Source organism: Flavobacterium sp. KKT103 (assembly GCF_055640565.1).
On the sequence record NZ_CM145766.1, the window covers coordinates 389,752 to 403,295 of the forward strand.

General features: G+C 34.7%; 7 protein-coding genes and 1 tRNA gene. 3 read left to right on the forward strand and 5 right to left on the reverse strand.

The annotated features are described in order from the left end of the window. Position 1: 1 nt before the first annotated feature. Positions 2 to 72 (reverse strand) — tRNA-Gln (locus tag ACZ2G0_RS01610). Positions 73 to 310: 238 nt separating this feature from the next. On the opposite strand from ACZ2G0_RS01610, the gene ACZ2G0_RS01615 reads away from it, so the two are divergent. Beyond that, a complete protein-coding gene (locus ACZ2G0_RS01615; protein WP_470308711.1) occupies positions 311 to 3,589 on the forward strand; it encodes a glycosyltransferase family 117 protein in 3,279 nt (1,092 codons plus the stop codon). Between the two features lie 86 nt (positions 3,590 to 3,675). Further along, positions 3,676 to 4,320, forward strand: a complete 645-nt coding sequence (locus tag ACZ2G0_RS01620; protein ID WP_470308712.1) for a polysaccharide deacetylase family protein — start codon at positions 3,676 to 3,678, stop codon at positions 4,318 to 4,320. Positions 4,321 to 4,328: 8 nt separating this feature from the next. Here ACZ2G0_RS01620 and ACZ2G0_RS01625 read toward each other — a convergent pair whose 3' ends face one another. From ACZ2G0_RS01625 to ACZ2G0_RS01635, 3 genes are all read right to left on the reverse strand, one after another. Then, entirely contained in the window at positions 4,329 to 4,625 is a 297-nt protein-coding gene (locus ACZ2G0_RS01625; RefSeq protein WP_300286692.1) for a thioredoxin family protein, read from the reverse strand. 71 nt (positions 4,626 to 4,696) lie between these two features. Continuing rightward, on the reverse strand, positions 4,697 to 5,929 hold the full coding sequence (locus ACZ2G0_RS01630) for a metallophosphoesterase (RefSeq protein WP_470308713.1): 1,233 nt from the start codon (positions 5,927 to 5,929) through the stop codon (positions 4,697 to 4,699). A gap of 216 nt (positions 5,930 to 6,145) precedes the next feature. Further along, positions 6,146 to 7,624: a hypothetical protein gene (locus ACZ2G0_RS01635; RefSeq protein WP_470308714.1), complete on the reverse strand. Its 1,479-nt coding sequence runs from the start codon at positions 7,622 to 7,624 to the stop codon at positions 6,146 to 6,148. Positions 7,625 to 7,946: 322 nt separating this feature from the next. On the opposite strand from ACZ2G0_RS01635, the gene polA reads away from it, so the two are divergent. Beyond that, on the forward strand, positions 7,947 to 10,787 hold the full coding sequence (polA, locus tag ACZ2G0_RS01640) for a DNA polymerase I (RefSeq protein ID WP_470308715.1): 2,841 nt from the start codon (positions 7,947 to 7,949) through the stop codon (positions 10,785 to 10,787). Positions 10,788 to 10,861: 74 nt separating this feature from the next. Here polA and ACZ2G0_RS01645 read toward each other — a convergent pair whose 3' ends face one another. After that, the gene (locus ACZ2G0_RS01645) at positions 10,862 to 13,525 is read right to left on the reverse strand and encodes a TonB-dependent receptor (protein WP_470308716.1); all 2,664 of its coding nucleotides are present in this window, start codon (positions 13,523 to 13,525) and stop codon (positions 10,862 to 10,864) included. Positions 13,526 to 13,544 lie beyond the last annotated feature (19 nt).

Below are 13,544 nucleotides of genomic sequence, written 5' to 3' on the forward strand. Positions count from 1 at the left end.
GTTGGTCTACAAGGACTCGAACCTTGAAAGACTGCACCAAAAACAGTTGTGTTACCATTACACCATAGACCATCAATGCTGTTAAGCGAGTGCAAATTTATAATAAATATTAGTTTGCGCAAATTTTTTTCGCATTTTATTTCAAAAAAAATAAAAAAAAAAGAGAACAATCTACATTTAACAATCAAAAATACTAAAAACCAATACATTAAGAAAAACGGTTTGTTTTGCAGAAAATTTTGTTAATGCACCTAACCTTATAAAAAAAAACATTTTCTTTGTGTCATTAAATAAAACTAAATTTTTCTACATGAATAAAGCAACATTCAGTTTCAATAAATGGAATACGATTTTAGGTTGGGTTACCTTTACTATAGCATTACTCACTTATACACTGACCGTAGAACCTACAATGAGCTTTTGGGATTGTGGTGAATATATTGCTACTGCTGCAAAACTAGAAGTAGGTCATCCACCAGGAGCTCCTTTATTTCAAATGATTGGTGCCTTTTTCGCGATGTTTGCTTCAGATAGCCAGCATATCGCTCTAATGGTCAACATGACTTCCGTGTTCTCAAGCGCCTTTACAATTTTGTTTTTATTTTGGTCTTCTTCAATAATTTTAAAAAAATTAGTAAAGAACGATTCCGAAAGCAACGTATATAATGACATCGCCATATTAGGTAGCTCATTTATAGGAGCCCTTGCTTACACCTTCTCTGATAGTTTTTGGTTTAATGCAGTCGAAGCCGAAGTTTATGCGATGGCATCCTTATTAATTTCCCTACTGTTTTGGCTTGGATTAAAATGGGAACAAGAAATGAACACACCAAGAGGTGATAGATGGTTATTGATTATCTCTTTAGTTATCGGACTTTCTTTTGGAGTGCACTTTATGGCTCTATTAACCATTCCTGCTATTGGGTTTTTATACTATTTTAAAAACTATAAAGTTGTAACGTTAAAAAACTTCATCATTGCCAATGTTGTTGTTGTATCAGTATTGCTTTTTATATTTAAGTTACTACTTCCTCTAACGATGGCTTTCTTTGCCAAAACCGAAATCTTCACCGTAAATAGTTTAGGAATGCCTTTCAATTCCGGAACCATCCTAGTTGGAATTCTATTTTGCGTTGGTTTTTATTTTGGACTGAAATACACTAAAGAAAAAGGACATGTATTTTACAATACTATCATTCTTTGCATCCTATTTATTCTAATTGGATTCTCTACTTGGATGATGCTACCTGTACGTGCTAATGCCAATACGGTAATTAATGAAAACAAACCTTCAGATGCTGCCGAAGTTTTAGCGTATTACAACAGAGAGCAATATGGTGTAAATCCTTTGTTCTATGGCTCACAATACACAGAGACCTTTGCAGGACTTGACGAGAAAACACCTTATTTAGACAAAGCTCCTAATTATGAAAGAGATTACACAACAGGAAAATATGTAATCACAAATAATTACAAGAACGCAGAACAAAATAGTGATGACGCTCAAAAAACCATTCTACCTAGAATGTGGAGTACGGATCACATTGAAAATTATATCAATTTTACCAACCCTCCTAAGTTTAAAATTAACCCTGATTATCCTTACGAGGATGACTTGGCAAAATATGGCATCGACGTTAGTAAGATCAGCGAAGAAGACTACAACAAAGCAATCGCTCAGCTTAAAAATGAAGTCGAAAAAACAGTTGTTGAGTTCAGACAAGCGTACGCCCAAAAGCAAATTGATGATAGTGGTTATGTAAAATTCCTAAAAAGCTATGGCGATTATTTAATTATCGAAAAACCAACAACCGTAGACAATTTAAGCTTTATGGTTGAATATCAATTTGGTTACATGTACTGGAGGTATTTAATGTGGAACTTTGTAGGTCGTCAAAACGACAACCAAGGGCGCTACGGTACTCAGGATGGCAACTGGTTGAGTGGAGTTAAATTTATTGACGAGATTCATTTAGGCTCACAAGACAATTTACCGGCAGATGTTTTAAATAATAAAGGCCGAAATGTATATTACTTCCTACCATTTCTATTGGGATTAATAGGATTAATGTTCCATGCTTCGAAAAACAAAAAAAGCTTTTATGTCCTGTTGGCCTTATTTTTATTTACAGGATTTGCGTTAAAAATTTACTTGAACGAAAGACCATTTGAACCTCGTGAACGCGATTATGCACTGGTAGGCTCTTTTTATGTTTTTGCAATTTGGATTGGCTTCGGGGTATATTCCCTCTATGAGAGCATACAAAAATATTTAGCGCCAAAAATAGCAGCTCCATTAATCATCACTGCAAGTTTACTAGCGGCTCCAGTTTTAATGGCATCGCAAAACTGGGATGATCATGATCGTTCTGGAAAATACACAGCACTAGCAATGGCGAAAGCTTATTTGTATTCTTGTGATCCAAATGCTATACTGTTTACCATTGGAGACAATGATACTTTCCCGCTTTGGTATGCGCAGGAGATAGAAAACATTAGAACAGATATCAAAATTGTAAATACTAGCTTATTTATGACCGATTGGTATATTGATCAAATGAAAACGAAAACCTATGAATCAGCTCCTTTACCAATTTCATTTACACATGATCAGTACGTAGGAGACAAGTTAGACTATGTTGTACATATTCCGAAGATTGATAGTCGATGGGACATTAAAGATTTAATGAGTTTTATCAAAAACCCAAAATCAACCGTTGAAATGCAAAACGGACAAACTATACATTTCTTCCCTACAAACAAGGTTAGAATTCCAGTAGACAAAAATACCATAATTAAAAACAGAGTGGTTGCTCCTAAATACTATGATTCTATCGTACCTTATATCGATATTGACATCAAAGGAAAAGCATTGTATAAAAACAGACTGATGATGCTTGATATTGTGGCTAACAACAACTGGAAAAGGCCTATTTATTTTAGTGGTGGTGCTTTTGATCCTGAAGATTATTTATGGATGAAAGACTATCTACAACTAGATGGTTTGGTCTATAAGTTAGTACCCGTTAGAAATCCTGCTTCTGAGGATGGAAATCCACTAGACATGGGACAAATAGATGCTGACAAAATGTATGCAAACATCATGAAATGGGATTGGGGCAATAGCGACGGTGACATTTACCATGATCCTGAAACACGCAGAGAGAGCATCACCTACCGAACAAACCTTGCTCGATTGATGAACCAATTAATTAAAGAAGGTAAAAAAGATAAAGCTAAAACTATCATAGAACTCGCTTTAACAAAAATGCCTTTGGATAAATTTGAATATTACTCTTTAGTTGATCCTTTTGCAGATGGATACTATAAAATTGGCGAGAAGAAAAACGCCCAAGATCTATTGAATAAACTGGTGTCTAAATACAAAGACAACTTAAACTATTACAGTAAAATACCAGCTGACGAACAATCTATATTAGGGGTTGAAATCATCACTGATATCGAGCGTTACAGAAGCTTACTAGAAGTAATGAAAGACAATAACGATCTTCCGTTCTACGAAAAAAACAGAAGCGTTTTTAACACTTACGTTCAAATGTTTGATCGTTTTGGTCGTGATAAGGAATAAATTGAATTTCTAATTGAACACCTACTTAATGCAGCAGTTTTAAAACTGCTGCATTTTTTTTACTTTTATAATAAAAAAACAGCAGCATGAAAGCGTATTGGGTTAAAACGAATTGGCTTATAAAAAAACTATTTTCGGGCTATGTTTGGGCTATTCCTAATTCCGAGAGGAGAATTTACCTGACTTTTGATGATGGACCCACACCTGAAATAACAGATTGGGTACTTGATCAACTCAAAAAGTATGATGCCTGCGCTACATTTTTTTGCATTGGTAAAAACATCCAAGAACAACCTGCTATCTTTAAAAGAGTACTTGCTGAAGGACATCAGGTGGGGAACCACACTTACAATCATTTGAATGGATGGAAGACAACTACTGATAAGTATGTTGAAAATTTTGTTGCTTGTCAGGATAGTATGTCTAAATGGATAACAATTGAAAATCACCCTACTTTATTTAGACCGCCTTACGGCAAAATTAAACACAGTCAAGCTAAGCTGCTTAGAGCAAAAGGGTATAAAATAATAATGTGGGATGTTTTAAGTGCCGACTTTGATCTTACTATAACTCCTGAAGACTGCTTAAACAATGTTATAAGCACTATACAACCGGGAAGCATCATTGTATTTCACGATAGTGCTAAAGCGGCTACTAACCTAAAATACGCCTTGCCTAAAACGTTAGAATTTCTTCAGAAAAACAACTATCAATACGGTAAAATACTGTAAAATACAGGTTATAATTGTTCCTGAACGATCGTTATAATCGAATTAGCATCTAACTCACCAGATTGCCTCCAAATCATTTGTCCTTCTTTGTAAATCATCAAAGTAGGCAATCCTTTAATTCGCAAAGCATCTGCTAGTTCTTTATTTTTATCTACATCAATCCTAATGACTTTAGCTTTGTCACCAAGAGCTGCCGCTACATCTCTAATAACAGGATGCATAGCAACAGATGATTCATTCCAGTCTGTGTAAAAGTCTATTAACACAGGTACTTGTGCGCTTATAAGTTCTCCAAATTTTGACATAAACCAAAAATTTAATATTTAAATCTACTTTTGAGTAGGTATTAATCTACAAATGTAGCATTTTTCACGAATTATGCTACTTTATCCCCTTTTTTTAGCTCAATCACTGTTATTTCAGGCATTATTCCTACTCTTCCAGGGTAAGCATGAAAGCCAAATCCTCTATTTACATACACATATCTTCCAAGATGCTCATACAACCCAGCCCACTGCGCATATACATACTGCGCTAAACTCCACTTGAAATAGCCCGGAATTTCAATTCCAAATTGCATTCCGTGTGTATGACCAGACAATGTAAGATGAAAGTTTTTTGTATGGTTTTTAATTTCATATTCCCAATGACTTGGGTCGTGACTCATCAAAATTTTAAATTCTTCCTTATCAAGCCCTTCGGCGGCTTTATTAATATCTCCTGCCTTTTTAAAATTATGTCCCCAATTTTCGACCCCTACTAAAGCAATGCGATCAGTGCCTTTAGTAATAAATCGATGTTCGTTTAGCAAAAGTCTAAAATCAATTTGACTATATAGTTTTTTAATTGCTTGAAAATTCTCCTCTTTTTCTAGCTCAGTAGGCCAAGTAACGTATTCGCCATAATCATGATTCCCCAAAACCGAATATTTCCCATAAGGATGTTCCTTGATTTTATTAAAAGTTTCAATCCATGGTAGCATTTCCTTAGCATGTGTATTTACAATATCTCCAGTAAACAATATCATATCGGAGTTTTGCTCATTTACTAAATCGATGGCATAACTTATTTTCTCTGGATTATCAAAACTCCCACTATGCACGTCAGATATTTGAGTAATTGTAAAACCATCAAAGGCCTCTGGTAAATCTGGAAAAAAAATGCGCTGCTTGATTACCTTATAATTGTATTTCCCAACTGTTACACCGTATATCAATGAAAGTAATGGAATAGCGGCTAATCCAAGTCCTACTTGACTAACAAATTTCCTTCTGGAATTTAAAAAACCTTCCTCTTTAGTATCTCTATAGTAGTTTACTGCACCCGAACTTATTCTAAATACATCTTCTCCTAACATGGTTAACATCAAAACAATTTTAGGAACGTACACCAATAGCAACAATCCCATCGTAAGCATTGTTTGATGTGTTTGTCCAACCGAGCTATCGAATTTTGTAAAAGAGTAAAGTATAAATAAAAATACGGCAGCACTAAACAGCTGATAGGTAAGCAATCCCCATTTGAATTTCAAAACTGTTTTTATCGCCTGAAAGGCATAAAATTCAATAAGCAAAAGAAAAAGTGCTAGAAATAATATTCTAAAAATCATTATTAATATATTTTGCGACAAAATAACAAATTAACAAAACATCATAGACCCTCTTTCTCAAAATTTAACAAAACTATACAATACGTTTTGCTTTACAAAAAAAGAGATTGCCTCTTGGGGGAAAGACAATCTCTTTTTTCAACAAAACCAAATTAACTAAAACCAAACTATTCTTACTCACTGCATCGATCATTACACTGCAGAAAAGATTTAGTACTAAAACACAAATAAATTTAAAGATGCTATTGTTATCGTCCCACTACCTGCAGTAAAACGTTCTGCATAAACTTCTAGGTAATCGTTAGGTGACATATCTGTCAACACATTTAAAGGAATAGCAAGAAGATCAGAAGTAGAATTGGCCTTGATATATACTTTAGATTTATTTATTACAACACCATTTTTTGCGATATAAAAAATGTAAATAACTCCACTTGCATCCGCTTGAAAAGAAACTGTACCAGTAGCTCTAAAAAACCTCTTTTTATTACCTAGATAAGTAATTCTATTGTCTACTCCTCCTCTTGAAAATCGATATAAATTGTCCGATTGAGATACTCCTGAAAGCTTCGATGGATTTGAATTTAATGAAGAACCAACGCCATTTCCAACTGCATAATTATAATAAAAATCTCCTACTGCTGACGAATCATCTTCCCTTGGAATTCCAGCAGAGTTAACCATCCATTTGTTGTTAAAGCTATAACCTGAATAAGATCCTACAGTATAACCATTTACATATTTACCTGAACTCAAAGTTCCTGTAAAAACTACATCTCGCATTACTGCATCGTTATTGATTGTTGGGTTTGAAGAAACATCAAATCCAATATTCGTACCTGTAACTTCAATGAAACCACCTGTTTTTTGAATTAAATCAAAAGTCCCTTCAATTTTTTCGTAAGTACCAGAGTTGTTTCCAAACCAGCCCATATTACTCAACAACAATTTGCTAATGTTTTTAAAAACAATACCCTTAGTATTTCCAAGATATTGAATAATACTCATAAAAGTCAGCGAAAAATTCTCCAAATTACCCACCTCAGCAGATCCAGAAACGATAGCATCTCTAAAAATAAAAGCTTGGTTAGCTCCTGCTGCAATATTGAATACTTTTCCTGTAGTAGCCGTCAAGGTAAGTACTCTAATGGAACCACCACTTGTTCCTACGAATAAATCGCCTGTGGCTTTTACCAACTTATCTTCTGCAGAATCTAATCCTGCAATGTAAGCGTTGTTAATATCTATAGGTAAATCGACATTGATAGTACCATTAATCTCGTATAGTGTTTGAGAATCTAAAAGATATTTGGTATTTCCTCCTGCTGTTTTTTCAGAAGCTAAAACCGTTGCCAAAACATCTGTCGATTTAATTCTTTTGAATTTTATACGATCTCCAGAACCTCCAGCGATAGTATTCCATCCTGATGAATTTGAATTGTAATACGATAATACTTTTAAGGTCGTGTCATAAACCATTAATCCATCTGCAGGAGACACAATAGCCAATCTTTGAGCTGTAGTCATTCTTGGAGTGAGCATTCCTTGCGTAGTGGATGATACATCCAATACTGAACTTGCATCAGGCGTTACTGTTCCAATTCCTACTTGAGCCGACAAAGTCACTGAAAGTAACATCATGAAAATGAGAGTCAAAACTGGAAACGCATTGTTTAAAAGAGTAGTTTTTTTCATGATCTTGTAATTTAGTATGATTACTATTGTTTGTGTTTATCAAATTTCTTTTTGACTAGACAAACATACCTATTAATCCGACTAAGTGCAAATAATATCGATTAAAAGCATTTATTTTTAACAATTAAGCTCTATTTATTATTTTAATACAGATACTACTTACAATTTACAAGGATTCGCTTTTAAATAAAAAACGGCTTTTTTAAAAAATTTGTAAAACACTCAATTTCAATCCAATCCGGTAAACAAAACAGAAATGCCAAAACTTTACTTTTAAATCTTTTAAGTTTTGTACTTTTGAAAACAATAGAAATACAGTCTTATGTCACAACAAAAACGTCTTTTCCTACTAGATGCCTATGCTTTAATTTTTAGAGGATACTATGCTTTTATAAAAAATCCACGTATAAACTCTAAAGGAATGGACACTTCAGCCATTATGGGTTTTATGAACTCCTTAATGGATGTAATTAAAAGAGAGAAACCTGATCATTTGGCCGTTGCCTTCGACAAAGGCGGTAGTGACTTACGAAACGACATTTTTCCGGCTTACAAAGCAAATCGCGATGCAACGCCAGAAGCCATCAAAATTGCAGTACCTTATATACAGGAATTATTGCGCGCCATGCACATTCCTATTATAGAAGTAAAAGGCTATGAAGCCGATGACTTAATAGGAACCATTGCTAAGCAAGCCGAAAAAGAGAACTATAAAGTGTATATGGTAACTCCGGATAAGGATTTTGCGCAACTTGTCTCAGAGAACATTTTCATGTACAAGCCAGCCCGTATGGGAAATGGTATCGAAATTTGGGGAATTCCTGAAGTTCTTGAAAAATTCGAAATCGAAAGGCCAGAGCAAGTAATTGATTACCTCGGTATGATGGGTGATGCCGCCGATAATATTCCCGGACTACCGGGTGTAGGTGAAAAAACAGCTAAAAAATTCTTAGCTGAATACGGCTCCATGGAAAACCTGCTTGCAAATACACACGAACTTAAAGGGGCCATAAAAACTAAAATTGAAGCCAACAAGGAATTGGGACTTTTATCCAAAAAACTAGCTACCATTTTATTGGACTGCCCAGTAACTTTTGACGAAAAAGATTATGAATTATCAACTCCCGATGTAGAGAAAACCGATGCCTTATTTAACGAATTGGAGTTCCGAAGAATGGCCGAGCAGTTTGACGCTATTTTTAAGAAAGGAACTGCTGACGGAAGTACAACTACAGTTGATGATTCTAAATTATATAAAAAACCACAACCCAAAAACGAAGAGCAGTTTGACCTTTTTGCTAGTGCGACCCAGGATAATGCATCTCCTGCCAGTCACCAACACTATTACAACACTTTAGAAAACACTCCCCACTCCTACCAAATCATTCAAGGGGATCTAGGTATAAAATTGCTGTTGCAAAATTTACTCAAGCAACCATCTGTTTGTTTTGATACCGAAACCACGGGACTGGACGCCTTGCATGCCGAGCTGGTTGGGATTTCCTTTTCATTCGAAAAAGGAAAAGCATTTTACGTTCCCTTTCCAGAAAATCAAGATGAAGCGCAAAAGCAAGCAAACGCATTCCTTCCGTTTTTCGAAAATGAAGCCATTGAAAAAATAGGTCAAAACATTAAATACGATTTGAAAATACTTTCTAATTACGGAATTACCGTAAAAGGCAAATTATTTGATACCATGATTGCACATTATTTGATCAATCCTGACATGCGCCACAACATGGATATTCTGGCAGAGACCTATTTAAAATATTCGCCGCAATCAATTGAAGTACTCATTGGCAAAAAAGGAAAGAATCAAAAGTCGATGCGTGATGTGCCTTTAGAAGAAGTCAAAGAATATGCTGCTGAAGATGCTGATGTTACGTTTCAACTAAAGGAATTATTTGCGGTTGAATTAGAAAAAACACAGACTAATCAATTATTCGAAGACATTGAGATTCCGCTTGTGCCGGTATTAGCCGCTATGGAAACCGAAGGAATCAACCTAGATGTTGCTTTCTTGAAAAGCATGTCGAGCGAGATGCAGAAAGAAATTGACACTTTCGAACAAAAAATATATGAAACTGCCGGAGAGAAATTCAACTTGGCCTCACCAAAGCAATTAGGCGATATCCTATTTGATAAGCTAAAAATTGGCGGAGCAAAGCAAAAGAAAACCAAAACCGGTCAGTACGCAACAGGCGAGGAAGTATTAAGCTATTTAGCCAACGATAACGAAATTGTTCGTGACATTTTAGAATGGCGCCAAATGGTGAAACTACAAAGTACCTATATTGATGCACTACCCAATCAAGTGGATCTAAAATCAGGAAGGGTTCACACGGATTACATGCAAACGGTGGCCGCAACAGGTCGTTTGAGCTCGAATAATCCTAACTTACAAAATATTCCGGTTCGTACCGAAAGAGGTCGTTTGATCAGAAAAGCATTTGTAGCACGTGATGCAAACTACACATTGGTTTCTGCCGATTATTCTCAGATAGAATTGCGTGTCATTGCTGCATTAAGTGGCGAAGAAAATATGATAGCTGCTTTCAAGAACAACGAAGATATTCACAAATCGACTGCAGCCAAAGTATTTAATGTAGCTCTAGAGGATGTTACGAAAGAGCAACGTAGCCATGCCAAAACGGTTAACTTTGGAATTATCTATGGTGTGTCTGCTTTTGGACTATCAAATCAAACCAATCTTTCTCGTTCCGAAAGTGCTGATTTGATCGAAGCCTATTATCAATCGTATCCACAGTTAAAAGCATACATTAGCAGTCAAGTCGAGTTTGCGAGAGATAATGGTTATGTACAAACGGTTTTAGGACGTCGCCGTTATTTAAAAGACATCAATTCTCAAAACGCTATTGTTCGCGGTGGTGCGGAGCGTAATGCCGTAAATGCGCCTATACAAGGAAGCGCAGCGGATATTATCAAAATAGCAATGATCAATATTCACAATAAATTAAGCAATGAAAACTGGAAATCGAAAATGCTGCTTCAGGTTCATGATGAACTCGTTTTTGATGTTCATAATAGCGAATTAGAAAAAATCCAACCGATGATCAAGCACGAAATGGAAAATGCTTTTCAGCTTGATGTTCCTTTAGTGGTTGATCTAGGAATGGGGAAAAACTGGTTAGAAGCGCATTAATAAAATATCTCGTTTTAAATATAAAATCCATCTGATTGCTACAATTAGATGGATTTTTTCATTTGCAATAACACCTAAAAACTAAGAGACCAATTAACTAAAAAATAACGTGGCAACAAATTGCTTCTAAAAATGGTAGTGGAGAAATCATTGGTTTGAATTTGTTCAAAATTCTTTTCGTTAGCAATGTTTGTCATTTTGAAACTAGCACGCCATTTATTTTTTTTAGCCACATATTCTAAACTACTATCAAGAAACAAGAAATTAGTGCTTCTGTTGGACAAATCTGGCACATAATAATCGGCTGCAAAGACATAATTCCACCTTTTAAAGGGTTTGACAATAATCCTAAACTCGTCTTGCATTGCACTATTCGTAAATGTTTGTGGTAATCCCTGACTTTTAGAATTGGAATACCTCCAACTGTACTCGTTTTCAAAATTAATGGGTAAATCAAATGCAGTTTTCCACAAGAATTGCGTTTGAAAAAACCGACTGCTATTCGTTCGTAATTCAGAATCATTGACGATGTTGCTGTAGGTAGACAAAGTAAAATTGGACTTTAGTTTAAGAGTCGATTCTAGAAAAGAAATATATTTAGCTACCATAAAATCAGCTCCTAACTGTTTATTTCCCTGCGGAAGAAAGAAATATTCTACCTGAGTAGCATTTTGAGTTATGTTTGAATTAGAAAAAAAACTCCCTTTATTAAAACTATAATTAAGTCCTGCATTAAGTTCAAATTGGTTAAAAAGATCATTAACATTGTAGTTCAAGCCCAAGTTTTGACTTTTTTGTAAGTTTAACGAGGGGCGATTACTAATACTAGATCGGTTATTGATTAGAATTTGATTTGTAAAAAAGAACTGCTCTCCGGTACTATTTTGTGAATAACTAGCATTGGCACTCAAAGAGGCACTATTCGAAAATCGATACAGCGCATAGAGCCTAGGCTCAACTATAAAATTCTCTTGAACAATTTTTTCGTTCTCAATACGATTATCTACATATTGGGACTGATATGCCAAACTGTAGGAAGGAGACAAGCTAAATTTTCCTATCCTAAAAGTATACTCTCCTTTTTGGTAAATTGATTTTTTAGTGTAGTCAAAATTATTTTCACTGATAGAAGCAGAAATAGTACCGCCATTGTCCTGATTGTACAAGTTTGATCTAAATGGATTAGAATCCAGTAGCGCACCAATTTTAAAATTATATTTGTTTTTATTTACTGCACCAAGTAATTTCGCACTCACTTCTAGATAATTTTTCTTAAAAGCGCTTTCTTGAATATCATTCCTAGCAGCACCATCAAATAAAGAAGGACTGATGGATAATTGCTGTGGCAGGTTGTCAGACGATTGAAAAAGATTAATTTGTACTACTTTCTTGTCCGAAATTTTTTTAGTCCATAATAAATTTTGTCTGTACAGTAGGTCTTTAGAATCTAAAAATGAGGAATACTGGTCCGTATTATTTTGAAGTATTTGCGTAGGCGTTCCTATACGTTCCTCCTTAATTCTAAAATTATATTCCAGTAAGGAAGTTTTTGACATGGTGTACCTCAGCTCTACATCGGCTCTATACTGCTCTGGTTTTTTAGTAATCAACGTATTATCGCTAGTGCTGAAATTTTGATTATTAATTTGATATTGGCTTTCAAAATAATTGTTAGCGATTATTTTATCTTGTAAATAATACAAATTAGTTTTTACGCTCCATTTGTCTCCTATTTTAAAAATGCTACTGTAATTTCCAAACAGCTGATTGTTTACATTGGTGCGCATTGTACCTAAAACATTCGAAAATTGACTTTCAGATATTATTTTTTTACCGGTAACATTGCTTTCCTTCAAATCCTCAACATTTAGGTTAAATCCAACATAATCAAATGGTGAACTATTGACTCCAATATTGTTGTAGTTTAAAGTCCCAAACGATTTAAACTTTTTAGTAATACCTAAAACCGTCACATTATCTTGATGAACTGCCTTTCCTCCATCAAATAAACCGCCACCGTAACTCAAATCGCCCGAAAAATTGACCTTCCCTTTTTTAAGTTTTAAATTCAACGATACTTTACCCTCTTGCTCTATGCCTTTTAACAAAGGATTTTCGCTGTAATTATCAACGGCTTGCACTTGGTCTACCATATCAACATTGATGTTCTTTGTTCCCAAGGTGTAATTAGACCCGAATAAATTATCGCCTTCAAGAGTAACCGTCTCAACAGCCGTACCTTTGTATTTTATTTGGCCTGATTTACTATCGACCTCAATACCAGGAAGCTTTTTTATAATTTCTTCAATTTTACGCTCAGTTCCATTGCTGTAAGCGGCAACGTTGTACTTTACCGTGTCCTCTACAACTTCAAATGGTTTTTTTTTAGCTATAATGACCACTTCTTTAAGTACGATATTTTTATCTTTTTCTAAAACAACATTAAAAACATATGATTTTGAAGAGATTGGTTTTTCTACTGCAATACTTTGAGTGATGTATCCATTTACTTTAACCTCTATAACTAAGGTTTGATACTCTTTTTTTAACGAAAACGAAAATGTGCCATTGCGGCTCATATTGAATTCCTTGATCAAATTTAAATTAGATGCTTCTTTAAATAATAAGGTCGCATTGGCTATTTTTTGGTTGTTGCTATCAGTAATCGTACCGCTAATATTTTGCGAATAGAAATTAGAGAAAACAAATAATAAGGCGCAGGAAAAAATAAATTTCATAAACTTTTAGAAATAGTGC